This window comes from Bradyrhizobium sp. CCBAU 25360, from assembly GCF_028128695.1.
GTDB classification, from domain to species: domain Bacteria; phylum Pseudomonadota; class Alphaproteobacteria; order Rhizobiales; family Xanthobacteraceae; genus Bradyrhizobium; species Bradyrhizobium ottawaense.
In genome coordinates this window covers 709,532-726,123 of record NZ_LBJA01000044.1, presented here as the reverse complement: position 1 = coordinate 726,123, position 16,592 = coordinate 709,532, and the positions used below count along the sequence as shown (strand labels likewise).

The following is a 16,592-nucleotide window of genomic DNA, read 5'->3' as shown; positions in this document are numbered from 1 at the left end:
TATCGAGTGCCGGGCGAGCGATCCCCTCAACCCGCCTTCCGATGTCGCGCCGTGGACCGATGCGTCTTCTTCGCGGCCCGCTGCCGTCCAGTTGCCCGCCGCGCATGCGACTTCGCGGCCGTCTTCTTGCCGCCACGTCCTTTCAGGCTCTGCTTCAGCGCATCCATCAGGCTGACCACGTTGCTGGGGCGCTCCTCGGGCTCCGGCAGCTCGATCTTCTTGCCGCTGGCCTTGCGTTTCACCAGCGCCTTCAGCGCGTTCTCGTACTCGTCCTTGAACTTGCCGGGGTCGAAATGGGCGGCCTTGGTCTGGAGAATGTGGCCCGCGAGCTCGACCATGTCCTTGGTGATCTTCGGGCTCTTGATGTCTTCGAAGAACTGGTCCTCGTCGCGCAGCTCGTAAGGAAAGCGCAGCGTGGTGCCGAGCAGGCCCTTGCCGAGCGGTTCGATCGCCATGATGTGTTCGCGGTTGGTGAGCACGATCTTGGCGAGCGCCACGCGCTCCTGGTCCTTCATGGCGTCGCGGATCACCGCAAAGGCATCGACCGCGGCCTTGCCGTCGGGTGCAAGATAATAGGGATGGTTGAGGTAACGCTGGTCGATCTCATCGCTCGGCACGAAGCTCTCGATGTCGATGGTATGGTTGCTCTCGATCTGGACCGCCTCGAGCTCCTCCGGCTCGATCTCGACATATTTGCCCTTGCGCAGCTCGTAGCCGCGGCCCTTCTGGTCGCTCTCGACGACATCGCCGGTCTCGGCATCGATCATCTGCTGCTTGAGCCGGTTGCCGGTCTCGCGATTGATCAGATGAAACCGCGTCTTCTCGGCCGCCGTGGTCGCCGGATAAAGCACGACCGGGCAGCTGACCAGCGAGAGCTTCAACGTTCCCTTCCAATAGGCGCGCGGGGCCATTCCATTCTCCAGCGTTTTCAAGGCGTTTTGGAACCCCAACCGCCCCGCGGGGTTTTGGTTCCGGATGGGACTTTGGCCGTGATAGGCTTGAATCCCCGAAAGAGAAGCGGGACCGGTCGTGCTGCAAAAACTCTCCACTTACCGACAGAAGCGTGATTTCGAGAAGACACCGGAGCCGTCGGGCAAGACGGCGGTGACGCCGTCGAAGCAGCGGCGCTTCGTGATCCAGAAGCACGATGCGAGCCGGCTGCATTATGATCTCAGGCTCGAATTCGACGGCGTGTTCAAGTCCTGGGCGGTGACCAAGGGTCCCTCGCTCGATCCGCACGACAAGCGGCTGGCGGTCGAGGTCGAGGACCATCCGCTCGACTATGGCGATTTCGAAGGCACGATTCCGGAAGGGCAGTACGGCGGCGGCACGGTGATGCTGTGGGATCGCGGCACCTGGGAGTCGGAAGATCCCGAACGCGGCTTCAAGAAGGGCGATCTGAAGTTCACCCTGCATGGGGACAAGCTGCAGGGAAGCTGGGTCCTTGTGCGCATGCGCAACGACCGTACCGGCGGCAAGCGCACCAACTGGCTCTTGATCAAGCACCGCGACGAATTCGTCCGCGAAGGGGCCAAGAACGACATTCTCGACGAGGACAAATCGGTCGCCTCCGGCCGTGCGATGGAGCAGATCGCCGAGGGCAAGGGGCGCGCGCCAAAACCGTTCATGCTGGCCAAGGGTGCCAAGACCAAGGCCGACGCGGTCTGGCAATCCAACCGGGCCGAGGAAGCGAAAGGGCAAACGGTCAAGCCGGCGCCACGTACGGCATTGAAGGGCGGCAAGATCTCTAAGAGCGGGGCGGCGAAGAAGGCCACAACTGCCATCAGTGGCAAGAAGGTCACCGAGATGCCGGACTTCGTGCCGCCGCAGCTCTGCACGTCGGTCGAGCGGCCGCCGGGTGGCGAGGGCTGGTGCCACGAGATCAAATTCGACGGCTACCGCGTGCAGCTCCGGGTCGAGGACGGCAAGGCGACGCTGAAGACGCGCAAGGGCCTCGACTGGACCGACAAGTTCGCCTCGATCGCGAACGAGGCGGCTGCGCTGCCGGACGTGATGATCGACGGGGAGATCGTGGCGCTCGATCACGACGGTGCGCCGAATTTCTCCTCGCTCCAGGCCGCGCTGTCGGACGGCAAGACTGAAGAGCTGATCTTCTTTGCCTTTGACCTCCTGTTCGCGGAGGATCTCGATTTTCGGCGTCTGCCGCTCGGCGAGCGCAAGGCGCGGCTGAAACAGCTGCTGGGAGCGCGCAGGCGGAAATCGGCTCAGATCCGCTATGTCGAGCATTTCGAGAGCGGCGGCGATGCGGTGCTGCAATCGGCCTGCAAGCTCGAGCTGGAGGGCGTGGTGTCAAAGAAGCTGGAGGCGCCCTATCGCTCCGGCCGCACCGAGAGTTGGACCAAGGCAAAGTGCCGTGCTGGCCATGAGGTCGTGATCGGCGGCTACAAGACCACCAACGGCAAATTCCGTTCGCTGATGGCCGGCGTGCATCGCGGCGATCATCTTGTCTTCGTCGGCATGGTCGGCACCGGCTTCGGCGCGGACAAGGTCAAGCGCATCATGCCGTCCCTGAAGGCCATGGAGGCCAAGGAGAGCCCCTTCGGCGGCAAGAACGCGCCGAAGAAGAGCCGCGAGGTGCACTGGCTGAAGCCGGAACTCGTCGCCGAGATCGAGTTCGCCGGCTTCACCGCCGACGGCAATATCCGCCAGGCCGCGTTCAAGGGCCTGCGGCAGGACAAGCCCGCCGAGGAAGTCGAGGCGGAGACGCCTGTCGACACCGAGCTCGCCGAGCCCACGCCCCGCAAGCGCGCGGCGAAGACAGCCAAGCGATCGAAGGACACCGGCACCGCCGAGGTGATGGGCGTCGTCATCTCCAAGCCGGACAAGGAGCTGTGGCCCGACGGCGGTGACGGCGAGGGCGTGACGAAGCTGGATCTCGCGCGCTATTTCGAGGCGGTCGGCGCCTGGATGATCGAACATCTGAAAGGGCGGCCGTGCTCGATCGTGCGTGCGCCCGACGGCATCGGCGGCGAGACGTTCTTCCAGCGTCATGCCATGCAGGGCACCTCGAATTTGCTCGAGCTGGCCAAGGTCTCGGGCGATCGCAAGCCGTATTTGCAGATCGATCGCGTCGAAGGGCTGGCCGCCGTCGCGCAGATCGGCGGCGTCGAGCTGCATCCCTGGAATTGCGCGCCTGATGCCTACGATACGCCGGGCCGGCTGGTGTTCGATCTCGATCCGGCGCCGGATGTGGAGTTCGCCGATGTCGTCGAGGCCGCCAAGGACATGCGTCAGCGGCTCACAGACCTCGGCATGGAGAGCTTCTGCAAGACCACGGGCGGCAAGGGCCTGCACGTGGTGGTGCCGCTGCTTCACGGCGCGCGCGACAAGGTGAGCTGGAAGGAAGCCAAGGCCTTCGCGCAGGGCGTCTGCCAGTGGATGGCCGACGACGATCCAGAGCGCTATCTGCTCAACATGTCGAAGAAGCTACGCAAGGGGAAGATCTTCCTCGACTATCTCCGTAACGACCGGATGTCGACGGCGGTGGCCCCGCTGTCGCCGCGTGCGCGGGCCGGAGCCACGGTTTCGATGCCCGTCACCTGGGCGCAGGTGAAGAGCGATCTCGATCCGAAGCGCTATACGCTGCGGACCGTGCCGGGCCTGCTGCCGCGGTCGAAGGCGTGGGAGGGCTATGACGGTGCGGCCGCGTCGATCAAGGCGGCGATCAAGAAGCTTGCGGAGAAGATGAAGTAGGGTGGATTAGACGGCGCAGTCCCCGCTCCAGCCGCGACACTCTAGGGTGGGCAAAAGCGAAGCGTGCCCACCACCTTCTTGTTGCGGTGAGGGAAGGTGGGCACGGCGCAAGAGCGCCTTTGCCCACCCTACGAAATCCTCGCTGGGTCGCTAGATCCGTCCCATCAGCAGCAGGATCAGCAGAATGACGATGACCAGTCCGAGGCCGCCGCCGCCGTAATAGCCGGTGCCGTAGAACGGGCCGCCGCCGATGCCGCTGAAGCCGCCAAGCAGGGCGATGACCAGAATGATCAGAATGATCGTACCGATTGACATGCGAATCTCCTCAGCCCTTTGTTGCAAGGGTCGTTTGCACCTGTCCCCTCGTGCGAGGGCAACTTGCCGCAGGGTTTTAGGTTCCGTTTTTGAAACAGGGCCACAGGTCCAAGTTGCATGGAACCTTTGCCGCGTCGTCCGGCATGACTATGTGAGGATCGATCATCACAGGGCAGGGCCATGTCAGCACCGCTTGTCGTTTCAATTCCGCATCATCTCGGCCGCGAGGAGGCGGTCCGCCGGCTCAAGACCGGGCTCGGCCGGGCGGCAGCCAGCATTCCGGTGATGCAGGTCGAGGAGGAGCGCTGGACCGGCGACAGCATGGCCTTTCGCATTCGCGCGCTCGGGCAGATCGCGACGGGTCAGGTCGACGTCGCCGAAGACCATGTCAAGGTCCAGGTGGTGCTGCCCTGGCTGTTGCAGCGCTTTGCCGAGATGGCGCAGGCCACGATCAGGAAGCGCGGGCAGTTGCTGCTGACCAAGGACGACGGAAAGTAGCTTCAGGCGCGCACGCGCGGGCGCGCGGGCCTGATGGCGCTTGCCGTGCGGGCCTCGATGACAGCGGCGGGAAAATCACGGAAAGCCTGCGTGACCGGCAGTTCGTGGCCCTCATGGCCTGTCGCGGCATAGCCCGTGATATCGACGGTCGCGTCAATTCCCTCCACCGCGGGCCATTCCCGGCCCGCTTGGGTAAACGGCGCGAACTGGCGCCCGACCACGACGATCGCCGCAGCGCGGCCATGGCGCCGGGCGTAGGCAATGACATGGTCGGCATGGGCGCCGCGCACCGCCAGCGGCTGATAGTCGCCTTGAGCGAAGACGTCGGCGAGTTCATTGCGCAGCTTGAGAAGACGCCGTGTCCAGGCCAGCTTGATCAGGCCGTCGGGCCAGCTCTTGGTCAGGCCACGCCAATCCGGATCGTCCAGTGAACTCAGCGCCGCGTGCCGCGCGCCAAAATCGACCGGGCGACGGTTGTCGGGGTCGACCAGTGACAGGTCCCAGAACTCGGTGCCCTGGTAGAAGTCGGGCACGCCGGGCAAGGTGGCCTTGAGGGTGAGCTGGCTCAGAGAATTCAAGGCGCCGAGCAGCGCCAGGCGCCGGGCCAGCGTTTGCAGTGAATCCAGGAATTCACCGGATAGTGCGGGATCGAGAATCTTGTCGATGAAGCTCTTGGCGCCGTTCTCATAGGCTTCATGCGGGTTGAGCCAGCTCGTCTCTTCCTTGCCCTCGCGCGCGGCCTTCAGCGCATAGGCCTGGATGCGCTCGACGAAGCCGGCATCGACCGGTCCCTGCAGCGGCCAGGCTCCGAGCAGGGTCTGGTAGAGCATGTATTCGAACGTCGCCGACGGCGCGCGGTAATTGCCATGGAGCGTGAGGTGTGGCGCGTTCAGCACCTTCCATCGCGCCACCGCGCTGGTCCATTCGCCGGGAATCTCGCTGATCGCCGCGATGCGCGCGCGGGCGTCCTCGCCGCGCTTGGTGTCGTGGGTGGCGGTCGCCGTCATTCCCAATGGCCATTCCTTGGCGCGGGCCTGCATGGTCTCGTGGAAGGTGGAAATCGTGAGCCCGGTGCTGGCGGGATCGCCGCCGACCTCGTTCAGCGCGAGCAGCCGGTGGAATTGATAGAACGCGGTGTCCTCCAGCGACTTCGCCATCATCGGCCCGGTGAATTGCTGCACCTTCAGCGCGAAACGACGCACGCGCGGGGCGCTGTGCGGGGGGCGGCCGGGCTTGAGCAGGTCCATGGTCAGCGCGTCGCGCAGGAAGTCGAAGATGCCTTCGTCCGCGGCGAACCATTCCGCGCGGGCGCGCGCGATGGTGTCATCGATCAGCTTGCGGTCGGGCGCGGTCGGGCCGCTGTTGGTCAGATAGGTGCGGTACACCGGGAAATGCAGCACATAGAGCTCCAGCGCCTGCCGCAAACTGTCGGCGGAGAAATCGCGCGTCGAGTAATGCCCGTTGGCGATGCGCGCGAGCAGGCGGGTCAGCACGGTGAATTCGCTGGTGAGCAGCGTCTCCAGCACGCGCCGCTTGGCGTCCTTGACGTAAGGCGCAAGCCGCGGCGGCCGGTTGCTGACCTGCCGCCAGGTCTCGTCAAGCGCCCCCAGGCCCCCGGCCTCGACCAGCGCATGGGTGATGACGTTCATCCATTCATAGCCGGTGGTGCCCTGAACGCCGGCGAGGTGCGGCAGGCGTTCGTGCTCGCACAGGATCTTCTCGATCACGGTGTAGAACGGCTTTGTATTTCCTTGCGCGTCGCGCACCAGCCGGCGCAGCCGCTGGCAATATTGCGCGGGGTCGCGCAGGCCGTCGATGTGATCGAGCCGGATGCCCTGCAGCTTGCCGCTGGCGATGAGCTGCTTCACCAGCCGGTGCGTGGCGGCGAAGGTGCTCGCGTCCTCGACGCGCAGACCTGCGAGCCCGTTGACGTCGAAGAAGCGGCGATAGTTGATATCGCTGGAGGCAAGCCGCCAGTGCCCGAGCTTGTAGTGCTGGCGCTCCAGCAGATGGTGCAGGGCCAGCGTCTGCGCGGGACGATCCTTGGCGGCACGATAGGCGGCAAGGCCGCGTGCGATCACCTCGGCAGCACCAGGGATCTCCCTGAGCTCGGTCTTGAACGCCGGTGCCTCCTTGCGATTGGGACGACGCAATCCCGTATAGCGCGCCGCAAGCGACAGCAGAAGTTTGCCGGCCTCCGTCTCGGCGGCATCCGCTTCCTTCACGATCATGCGCAGCATCTCGCCATAGCGCTCCGGCGCGACGGGCAGGCGATGCTCGAAATACCAGGCAGAGAAGCTTCCCTGGTCTGGATCGTAGCGTAGCTCGATGTCGCCGCGCTCGAGCGCCTCGCCATAGGACGCGCCGAGGATGGGCAGCAGCACACCGCCGCGGGCGCGATAGGCGAGCTGATCCCAGTCGATGTCGAAGGAGACCGCGTGGGGCGAAGCCTGGCCCCATTCCAGCACGTCGAGCCACCAGGGATTGTCGGCAAAATGCACGCCGACATGGTTGGGTACGAAGTCGATGATGAGGCCGAGGTCGTGCTTGGTCAGCGCCTCGCTCAGCCGGGCGAAGCCGGCCTCGCCGCCAAGCTCCGGATTGAACTGGCTGTGATCGACGGTGTCGTAGCCATGGGTCGAGCCCTTGCGCGCCTTCATCACCGGCGAGGCATAGAGATGCGTGATCCCCAGCGCCTTCAGATAGGGGACCACCGCGGCCGCCTTGTCGAAGTCGAAATCCGCGGTGAGCTGAAGCCGATAGGTCGCGAGCGGAATGGCGGGAGGCATCCTAACCTCCGAGGCGCCAGACCACCGACCAGGGCGGAAGCCGGTCGCCGGTCTCGCCGCCCCAGATCGGCGTACCCGCGCTGACATTGGAGACGATCCCGTGGTCCGACAGGTTGGCGGTCAGGCGCAGCACCGTGCCGTCGCCCATGCGCCAATGCGCGGTGAGCAGGCCGCTGTCGGCCGCCTCGGCTTCGCCGAAACTCGCGCCCCTCAGCCGCGGCATGATCTCCTTGCGGCGAAGCGCAAGCAGCTCCCGGACCAGCGCGAGCCGCGCGTCCTGCTGCGGCGTGCGGCCGGTCCAGTCGAGCACGGCCGATTGCAGCGTTGCCGGATCGAGCGGGTCGGGCACCTCGTCGCCGTACTTCTCGTAAGCCCAGGCATATTCCTGCTTACGCCCCTTGCGGACGGCATCGGCGAGTTCGCCGTGGAAATCGCAGAAGAACGGAAAAGGCGCCGTGGAGCCCCATTCCTCGCCCTGAAACAGCATCGGCACCATCGGCGCGAGCAGTGTCACTGCAAGCGCCGCTTCGATCTGCTGCGATGATGCCAGGCTCTCGAGCCGGTCGCCGAGCGGACGATTGCCGATCTGGTCGTGGTTTTGCAGGAAATTGACGAAGGTCGCCGGCGGCAGCTTGCCGCTCGGCTCGCCGCGCGGCTTCTTGCCCCAGAACTCCGAAACCTCGCCCTGGTAGACGAAGCCGGAGGCCAGCGCGCGGGCGAGATCGAGCCGTGGCGTTTGATAATCCGCGTAGTATCCGGCGAGCTCGCCGGTCAGCATCACGTGCCAGACGTGGTGATAATCGTCGTTCCACTGTCCCCGATATTTGCCGTTCGGCGGCTCCTGCGCCGCGTCGAGCAGGCTGGCGCGATTGTCGCCGTTCTCCAGCACGAGATGGATGTGCCGCCCCGTGGCCTTGGCAAGCTCGCCGGCGGCGACGCTGAGGTCCTGCAGCATCGACTGCTCGCCGGGGATCGCCATGATGTGATTGGCGGCATCCAGCCTCAGGCCATCGAAACGGTAGTCGCTGAGCCAGGACAGCGCGTTCTCGACCGCGAATGCGCGCACCTGCGGCACGCGATAGTCGATCGCACTGCCCCAGGGCGTGTGAGCATCGGTGAAGAAGGTCGGCGCATAGCGGCCGAGATAATTCCCCTCGGGCCCGAAATGATTGTAGACGACGTCGAGGAATACCATCAGCCCGCGCAGATGCGCTTCGTCGATCAGCGTCTTCAGGTCTTCGGGCCGGCCATAGGCGCTGTCGGGCGCGTACCACAGCACGCCGTCATAGCCCCAGCCGCGGCGCCCGGCGAAATCGGCCAGCGGCATCAATTCCAGCGCGGTGATGCCGGTTGCGACAAGATGATCGAGCTTGTCGATCATGGCGCGGTAAGTGCCTTGGGAGGTGAAGGTGCCGACATGGGTCTCGATCAGCACCGTCTCTTCCCAGGGCCGGCCGCGCCAATCGCGCGCACGCCACGAAAAGGCGTCGTGATCGATCACCTCGCTCGGGCCGAACACATCCTCGGGCTGAAAGGCCGAGGCGGGATCGGGTACCTCGATCTCGTCGTCGATCCTGAACTTGTAGGGACTGCCGGCGGTGAGGCCGGAAATATCCGCCACGTACCAGCCATCCTGCCGGCGCTGCATCGCGTGTCTTCGGTCGAGCAGGAGGTCGACACGGCGAGCGCCAGGCGCCCACAGGCGGAACGACACGCCGTCCTTTGTCGGCCTCGCCCCGAAGGATGGCCTCATAGCGCCCCCGCGAAGGCGAGTACGGAGCGCGGCGGCGCCTTGCTATCGCTCCCGGGCGGGAACTCGACCGTATTCAGCTTGGCATCGGTCGTGTTCAAGATCTGCTGCCAGCTCTTGTATTCGGGCATTTTGGGCAATTTGAATGCGATCTCTTCGGGGGCGGCGTTCAGTACGATAAAGATCGCGGCCCCACCCGGTTCCATCGGGCCCATCACATAGGAGAGGAATCTTCCCTCCGGGAATTTCCAGTCGTTCTCCGTCATCTCGTCACCCGCAGGTGTCAGCCACAATGCGCCGTACGACACGCCGTCTGCGGGGCGGCCGTCGAGCCAGCGATGGCTGCGAAGTTGCGAGAACCGGCGGCGGATGTCGGCGAGATGGCCGACGAAATCGACCATGTCGTCGCCCTCTTTGCCGAGATTGTCCCAGCCGACCCAGCCGATCTCGTTGTCCTGGCAATAGGCGTTGTTGTTGCCGGATTGCGAGTTGCCGACCTCGTCGCCGGCGAGGATCAGCGGAACACCCTGCGCCAGCATCAGACAGGCCAGCACGTTCTTGCGAAGCTGGCGGCGCAGGGCGATGATATCAGGATCGTCGGTCGGACCCTCGACACCGCAATTGTTGCTGTGGTTGTCGTTGGAGCCGTCGCGGTTGTCCTCGCCGTTGGCCTCGTTGTGCTTCTCGTTGTAGCTGAAGAGGTCGGCGAGCGTGAAGCCGTCGTGGACGGTGATGTGATTGATGCTGGCGCGCGGCCGCCGTCCGTCATGGTTGAACAGGTCGGAGGATGCCGTCATCCGGCTGGAGATGTCGCCGATCAGGCTGCCTTCGCCGCTCCAGTAGCGGCGCATGGCGCTGCGATAGCGATCATTCCATTCCGACCATTGCGAGGGGAATGCGCCGACCTGGTAACCGCCGAGGCCAAGGTCCCAGGGTTCGGCGACGAGCTTGACCGTCGCGAGCACCGGATCCTGCCGGATCGCGGTCAAGAACGAGATGCCGCGATCATAACCGTTCGGTCCGCGCGCGAGCGTGGTGGCGAGGTCGAAGCGGAAGCCGTCGACGTGGCAGACCTCGACCCAGTAGCGCAAGGAATCCATCACCATCTGCAGCACGCGCGGATGGGTGAGATTGACCGACGAGCCGCAACCGGTGAAGTCGTCGTAATAGCGCGGGTTCTCGCGGTTGAGCCAGTAATAGGAGGCGTTGTCGATGCCGCGGTAGCACAGCGTCGGACCAAGATGGTTGCCTTCGGCGGTGTGGTTGTAGACGACGTCGAGCATCACCTCGATGCCGGCATCGTGCAGGCGCGCCACCGTGGTGCGGAAGGAGTCGAGCGCGTTGTCCTGGGCGTAGCGCAGCTCCGGCGCGAAGAACGAGAGCGAGTTGTAGCCCCAGTAATTGGCGAGCTTCTTCTCCACCAGGATGCGGTCGTCGACGAAGCTGTGCACCGGCAGCAGCTCGACCGTGGTGACGCCGAGCTTCTTCAGGTGCTCGATCATCGCGGGCGAAGACAGCCCGCCATAGGTGCCCCGCAGGTTCGGTGGCACGTCGTCGCGCTTCTGGGTCAAACCCTTGACGTGAGCCTCGTAGATGACGGTGTCTTCCCATGGGATGTTGGGACGGATCTCGCGGCGGCCCCAGTTGAAGGTCTCGTCGACCACGACGGCCTTGGGCATGCCGCGGGCATTGTCGCGCCGGTCGAAGGAGAGATCCTCGCGCGCGCTTCCGGTGCGGTAGGCAAAATGCGCATCGCTCCAGACCAGGCGTCCCGCGAGCCGCTTGGCATAGGGGTCGAGCAGCAGCTTGTTCGCGTTGAAGCGGTGGCCGTGCTCAGGCTCGTAGGGGCCGTGCACGCGATAGCCGTAGAGCTGGCCGGGCGAGACGTCGTTGAGATAGCCGTGCCAGACATCCTCGGTTCTTTCAGGCAGCTCGATGCGTTCGAGCTCGCGGCGGCCTTGCGCGTCGAACAGGCAGAGTTCCACCTTCTGTGCGTTCGCGGAGAACAGCGCGAAATTGGTGCCGCGTCCGTCCCAGCTTGCGCCGAGGCGTGCAGGCGATCCAGCAGTCAGGCGCATGTGTCAGCTTTCCGGAACGAGGAAGATCGCGGCGAGCGGCGGAATGGTGAGGCGGAGCTCGGGCGCCTTGCCTTCAACGGCATGAACCTCGCCGATGTTCCCGACATTGCTGCCGCCATAATGGGCGGAGTCCGAATTGAACACTTCCTTCCATTTGCCGGCAAAGGGCACGCGAACGCGATAGTTGCGATAGACATTGGGAGAGAAGTTGATGATGACGAGACACCGCGCCTGCTCGTCGAATCCCTTGCGCAGCCAGGCGAACACGTTGCGGTTGGCATCATCCGTGATCAGCCATTCGAAGCCGGCCTGGTCGCAGTCCATCTGGTGCAGCGCCGGCACCGCGCGGTAGAGCCGGTTGAGGTCGCGGATCAGTGACTGGATGCCGGAATGATACTTGTATTCGAGCAGGTGCCAGTCGAGCGACTGGTCGTGATTCCATTCGCGGCTCTGGGCGATTTCCGCGCCCATGAACAACAGCTTCTTGCCGGGATGGCCGAACATGAAACTGTAATAGGCGCGCAAATTCGCAAAGCGCTGCCACTCGTCGCCGGGCATGCGGCCGAGGATCGAGCGCTTGCCGTGCACGACCTCGTCATGCGAGAGCGGCAGGATGAAGTTTTCCGAGAAGGCGTAGTGCAGGCCGAACAGGATGTCGCCGTGATGGTGCTTGCGATGGATCGGATCCTTGCTGATGTAGTTCAGCGTGTCGTGCATCCAGCCCATGTTCCACTTGTAGCCGAAGCCGAGCCCGCCGAATTCGACCGGGCGTGAGACCTGCGGCCAGGCCGTGGATTCCTCGGCCGCCGTGGTCGCCTGCGGGAAGCGCGCGAATACTTCCGTGTTGAAGCGGCGCAGGAAGTTGATCGCCTCGATGTTTTCGCGGCCGCCATATTGGTTCGGGATCCAGGCGCCGGGCGGCCGGCTGTAGTCGAGATAGAGCATGGACGCGACGGCATCGACGCGTAAGCCGTCAATGGCATAACGCTCCATCCAGAACAGCGCGTTCGACACCAGGAAGTTCGTCACTTCGGTGCGGCCGTAATTGTAGATCAAGGTGCCCCAGTCGAGGTGGCGGCCCTGGAGCGGGTTGGCGTGCTCGTAGAGCGCGGTGCCGTCGAAGCTGCCGAGCCCGTGCGGATCGTCGGGGAAGTGACCGGGCACCCAATCGAGCAGCACGCCGACGCCTTCGCGGTGGCAGGCATCGACGAGGGCGGCAAAATCCTCCGGCGTGCCGAAGCGGCTGGTCGGCGCATAGAGGCCGGTCGGCTGATAGCCCCAGGAGCCATCGAAGGGATGCTCGCTCACGGGCAGGAATTCGAGATGGGTGAAGCCCATGTCGCGGGCATAGGCCGGCAACTGTTCGGCCAGCTCGCGATAGGTCAGCCATTCATCGCCGTTCTTGCGACGCCACGAGCCGAGATGGACCTCGTAGATCGACATCGGCGCCGACAGCGCGTTGATGCCGTCAGGCGCCGGGCGCGGACGCGCCAGATCCGCCTCGTCGAACACGATGGAGGCCGTCTTCGGCCGGACTTCGCTGGCAAAGGCCATCGGGTCTGATTTCAGCGGAAGCAGATGGCCGTGCGGCCCGATGATCTCGAACTTGTAGTGATCGCCGGCTTTGGCATGCGGAATGAACAATTCCCAATACCCGGCGCCGCGCACCCGCATCGGATGGCGACGTCCGTCCCAGAAATTGAAATCGCCGACCACGGAAACGCGGCGTGCGTTCGGCGCCAGCACCACGAAGCCGATGCCGTCGATGCCCTCGAGCCGCATCGGATGCGCCCCGAGCTTGTCGTAAAGGCGCTGATCGGTGCCTTCGCCCAGCAAATAGAGGTCGAAATCGGTCAGGATCGGCGGAAAGCGGTAGGCGTCCTCGAACTCGACGACGTTGCCGCCGAATTTTGCGCGCAGCTGATAGTGCTTCGAGCCATTGGGCAGGGCGCCGATGAACAGGCCGGAATCGTGCACGCGGTCGAGCGGAGCGACTTCGCCACGCTCGCCGACTGCCTCGACATTCGAGGCCTCGGGGAGAAAGGCGCGCACCACGCTTTTACCGCCCTCGGGATGCAGCCCGAGATAGTGGAAGGGGTCGGAGTGGCGGCCCTCGATGATCGCATAGGCCTCGGCAGGCAGTTTAGGCATGGGCTTCGCTCCCGGCACTGGACAGAATGCGAAGCAGTCCGGTCAGCGGCGCATGGAGCCCCTCAGGCCGGTTGGACAGCTCGTACTCTACTTCATCGAAGGCGTGATCAAGCAGGAAAAACCTTAACAGGCCTTCTGCGGATTGCCGATCCTCCGGCCACAGCCGTCGATCGGTCACGGCCTCGCGATAGGCGGACAGGAAGGTTGCGGCGGTTCGCTCGCGCCATTCGTCGAGCGCGGCGGTGATCCGGCCCTGCTCGTCGGAGGCACCCGTGAGTGCGCGGCTCAGCGCCGCGTTAACCGAAAGATCGATCGAGCGGATCAGGCCGGCGACGTCGCGCGCGGCAGGCAGCTTGCGCCGCTTGTCGGCCAGCGGCACACGGGGATTGCCGTCAAAGTCGATGATGAAGATATCGTCCTTCACGATCAGAGTCTGCCCGAGGCGGAAGTCGCCATGATGACGGATGTTCAGCCCGCCGATCCCGGAAGGCAATAGCGCATTCAGGGTGGCGGGCAGGGACGCGCGCACGGCGGCGAGCTGGTCGATCAGCGGCCGGTCCGCCTCCCGCAGGCCGTCGCGGCTGTCGGCCAGCCGTTCGAAAATCCGCTCGGCCCGCGCCTTGAGGTCGGACACGAGGCGTTTGACGTGCGCAGAGCCGATCAGCTCCGGGGCGAGATCGTCCGGCTTTGCCGCCGCCAGGGCAACATGCAACTCGCCGAGCCGCCGGCCGATCTGCGCGATGAAGTGCAGATAAGGCGCTTGCTCCTGGGTCTCGCGCGGCGCTTCGCCTGCCGACAACACGCGTTGCTCGTCGATATAGCGATCGAGATAACCCGTGGTCACGGTCCAGCCGTCACCCTGGTTCTCGACATAGGCATGGAGCACGCCGAGCGTGCTGCGCTGATCGCCCTCGACCAGCTCGACGCTGCCGAGCAACGCCGGCGTATTGGCAAAGCGCGCGACCTCGGTGAGATAATGGCCGATCTCGATCTCGGGATTGATGCCACTTTCGAGCTGGCGGTAGAGCTTGGCGACGTACTGGTTGTCGACCAGCGCGGTGCTGTTCGATTGCTCGATCGCGCGGATGCGTTCGGGCTCCTTGATGGTGTAATCGGCGAATCGGCTGGTCGCCTTGAACTCCAGCCGCAGATTGTTCTCTTCCACCACCAGGTTCTGCGACAGGTTGCGCAGGAACAGGCCGATGAAGATCTGATCGGTCGCCACGTCGAGCAGCGTGCCCTCGCGCGCGCCCTGGCGCACGGCGGCGAGCGCCTTCGGGTTGAACCGCTCGCGGTCGAAGCGCACCCACTCGATCTGCATCGGCAGCACGTAACGCGGCGCAGCGTCCTGGTCCGGCCTCTCAAAGAACGCGATCCAGGGCCTGTTGTCGCCGATGTCGCAGAACGGCACCGCCGAGGTCAGCGCGGTCTTGATGTGCTTGGGATTGTGCTCGGGATACCACCGCGTCCGCGACAAGAATCCCGGCAGCACGTCGCGCTCGAACACGCCGCGCTCGCGGGCGAGCGACACCCAGTTCGAGTTCACCGGCACCACCAGCGTCTCGAACTCCGGCACCGCGCGCGGCGTCACCGGCTCGGACTTGTCGCGCTCCTGGAGCTGGAACCAGTAGAAGCCGTAGGGCCCCAGCGTGATCATGTAGGGCAGTTCGCCGATCGCCGGAAAACGCGTCCGTCCCAGCATCTCCTGCGGGATGCGGTCCTTCCACGGCGACAGGTCGAGCTCGGTCGCTTGCGCTGCGCGCGACAAATTGGCGACGCAGAGGATCACCTCGTCGCGGTATTGGCGGACATAGGCGAGCACGGCGCGATTGGCCGGGCGGATGAAGGTCATGGTGCCGCGGCCGAAAGCGAGCGTCGACTTGCGCACCGAGATCAGCCGCTTGGTGGCGCTGAGCAACGACGACAGGCTGCGCGACTGCGCCTCCACATTCACCGATTCGTAGCCGTAGACGGGATCCATGATCAGCGGCGCGTAGAGGCGGGCCGGGTCGCAGCGTGAGAAGCCGCCGTTGCGGTCAGGGCTCCACTGCATCGGCGTGCGGACGCCGTTGCGGTCGCCGAGATAGATGTTGTCGCCCATCCCGATCTCGTCGCCGTAATAGATGATCGGCGTGCCGGGGAAGGACAGCAGCAGCGAGTTCATCAGCTCGATCTTGCGCCGGTCATTGTCCATCAGCGGCGCAAGGCGCCTGCGGATGCCGACATTGATGCGGGCACGGGGATCGTTGGCGTATGTGGTCCAGAGATAATCGCGCTCGACGTCGGTGACCATCTCCAGCGTCAGCTCGTCATGGTTGCGCAGGAACAGCGCCCATTGGCAGCTTGCCGGAATGTCCGGCGTCTGGCGCAGAATGTCGGTGATCGGAAAGCGGTCCTCCTGCGCGATCGCCATGTAGATGCGCGGCATCAGCGGGAAGTGGTAGGCCATGTGGCACTCGTCGCCACGGCCGAAATATTCCTGCACGTCCTCCGGCCATTGATTGGCCTCGGCGAGCAGCAGCTTGCCCTTGGAGTAGGAATCCAGCTCGTGGCGCAGGCGCTTGATGATCGCATGCGTCTCGGGGAGATTTTCGTTGTTGGTGCCGTCGCGTTCGCACAGATAGGGAATGGCGTCGAGCCGGAAGCCGTCGACGCCGGCGTCCAGCCAGCGCTTCATCACCTGGATGAGCGCGCTGACCACGCGCGGATTGTCGAAATTGAGATCGGGCTGGTGCGAGAAGAAGCGGTGCCAGTAGAACGCGCCGGCCTCGTGATCCCAGGTCCAGTTCGACTTTTCGGTGTCGGTGAAGATGATGCGCGTGCCCTGGTATTTCTGGTCGGTATCGCTCCAGACATACCAGTTGCGGGCGCTGGAGCCGGGATGGCTGCGGCGCGCGCGCTTGAACCATTTGTGCTGGTCCGAGGTGTGGTTGACGACGAGTTCGGTGATGACGCGCAGGCCGCGCTTCTGCGCTTCCTGGATGAAACGCTTGAAGTCCTTCATCGTCCCGAAATCGGGATTGACCGAGCCGTAGTCGGCGATGTCGTAGCCGTCGTCGCGGCCGGGCGAGGGGTAGAACGGCAAAAGCCACAGCGCGGTGACGCCGAGTTCCTGGAGATAGGGCAGCTTCTCGGTCAGGCCGGCGAAATCGCCGATCCCGTCATTGTTGCTGTCGGCGAAGGCCTTGACGTGGAGCTGATAGATAATGGCGTCCTTGTACCAGAGCTCATCCACGATCTCAGCAGCCTCAAGCTTCTTGGTGTCGACGGAAGACAGAACATTCATGGCGTGGCCCC

At 64.6% G+C, this 16,592-nt stretch carries 9 protein-coding genes; 2 read left to right on the top strand and 7 right to left on the bottom strand.

What is annotated here, in order from left to right:
• Window positions 1-26: 26 nt before the first annotated feature.
• The gene (gene ku / locus XH81_RS33615) at window positions 27-911 is read right to left on the bottom strand and encodes a non-homologous end joining protein Ku (RefSeq protein ID WP_028145682.1); all 885 of its coding nucleotides are present in this window, start codon (window positions 909-911) and stop codon (window positions 27-29) included.
• A 118-nt stretch (window positions 912-1,029) separates the two neighbouring features.
• On the opposite strand from ku, the gene ligD reads away from it, so the two are divergent.
• Entirely contained in the window at window positions 1,030-3,714 is a 2,685-nt protein-coding gene (ligD, locus tag XH81_RS33610) for a DNA ligase D (RefSeq protein ID WP_028145681.1), read from the top strand.
• 150 nt (window positions 3,715-3,864) lie between these two features.
• On the opposite strand, the gene XH81_RS33605 is transcribed toward ligD, so the two are convergent.
• The gene (locus XH81_RS33605; protein WP_018318514.1) at window positions 3,865-4,029 is read right to left on the bottom strand and encodes a DUF3309 family protein; all 165 of its coding nucleotides are present in this window, start codon (window positions 4,027-4,029) and stop codon (window positions 3,865-3,867) included.
• A gap of 180 nt (window positions 4,030-4,209) precedes the next feature.
• Between XH81_RS33605 and XH81_RS33600 the strand changes: the two genes are divergently transcribed.
• Complete coding sequence (locus XH81_RS33600) at window positions 4,210-4,527, top strand: polyhydroxyalkanoic acid system family protein (RefSeq protein ID WP_028145680.1); 318 nt, start codon at window positions 4,210-4,212, stop codon at window positions 4,525-4,527.
• A 2-nt stretch (window positions 4,528-4,529) separates the two neighbouring features.
• Here the strand turns inward: XH81_RS33600 and treY are convergent, their stop codons facing one another.
• The 5 genes from treY to treS are packed head-to-tail and all read right to left on the bottom strand — an operon-like array spanning window position 4,530 to window position 16,581.
• Window positions 4,530-7,316, bottom strand: coding sequence for a malto-oligosyltrehalose synthase (gene treY, locus XH81_RS33595; RefSeq protein ID WP_028145679.1), 2,787 nt, complete (start codon window positions 7,314-7,316; stop codon window positions 4,530-4,532).
• Window position 7,317: 1 nt separating this feature from the next.
• Window positions 7,318-9,069, bottom strand: coding sequence for a malto-oligosyltrehalose trehalohydrolase (gene treZ, locus XH81_RS33590; RefSeq protein ID WP_028145678.1), 1,752 nt, complete (start codon window positions 9,067-9,069; stop codon window positions 7,318-7,320).
• Window positions 9,066-11,144 (bottom strand): glycogen debranching protein GlgX, encoded by a 2,079-nt coding sequence (gene glgX, locus XH81_RS33585; RefSeq protein ID WP_028145677.1) that lies wholly within the window; start codon window positions 11,142-11,144, stop codon window positions 9,066-9,068. The genes treZ and glgX overlap by 4 nt, the downstream gene beginning before the upstream one ends.
• A gap of 3 nt (window positions 11,145-11,147) precedes the next feature.
• A complete protein-coding gene (glgB, locus tag XH81_RS33580) occupies window positions 11,148-13,295 on the bottom strand; it encodes a 1,4-alpha-glucan branching protein GlgB (RefSeq protein WP_028145676.1) in 2,148 nt (715 codons plus the stop codon).
• Complete coding sequence (treS, locus tag XH81_RS33575) at window positions 13,288-16,581, bottom strand: maltose alpha-D-glucosyltransferase (protein ID WP_028145675.1); 3,294 nt, start codon at window positions 16,579-16,581, stop codon at window positions 13,288-13,290. The genes glgB and treS overlap by 8 nt, the downstream gene beginning before the upstream one ends.
• Window positions 16,582-16,592 lie beyond the last annotated feature (11 nt).

Coding starts and splice junctions, on each gene's coding strand:
- ku (WP_028145682.1), bottom strand. CDS start 911: ATGGCCCCGCGCGCCTATTGGAAGGGAACGTTGAAGCTCTCGCTGGTC.
- XH81_RS33605 (WP_018318514.1), bottom strand. CDS start 4,029: ATGTCAATCGGTACGATCATTCTGATCATTCTGGTCATCGCCCTGCTT.
- XH81_RS33600 (WP_028145680.1), top strand. CDS start 4,210: ATGTCAGCACCGCTTGTCGTTTCAATTCCGCATCATCTCGGCCGCGAG.
- treY (WP_028145679.1), bottom strand. CDS start 7,316: ATGCCTCCCGCCATTCCGCTCGCGACCTATCGGCTTCAGCTCACCGCG.
- treZ (WP_028145678.1), bottom strand. CDS start 9,069: ATGAGGCCATCCTTCGGGGCGAGGCCGACAAAGGACGGCGTGTCGTTC.
- glgX (WP_028145677.1), bottom strand. CDS start 11,144: ATGCGCCTGACTGCTGGATCGCCTGCACGCCTCGGCGCAAGCTGGGAC.
- glgB (WP_028145676.1), bottom strand. CDS start 13,295: ATGCCTAAACTGCCTGCCGAGGCCTATGCGATCATCGAGGGCCGCCAC.
- treS (WP_028145675.1), bottom strand. CDS start 16,581: ATGAATGTTCTGTCTTCCGTCGACACCAAGAAGCTTGAGGCTGCTGAG.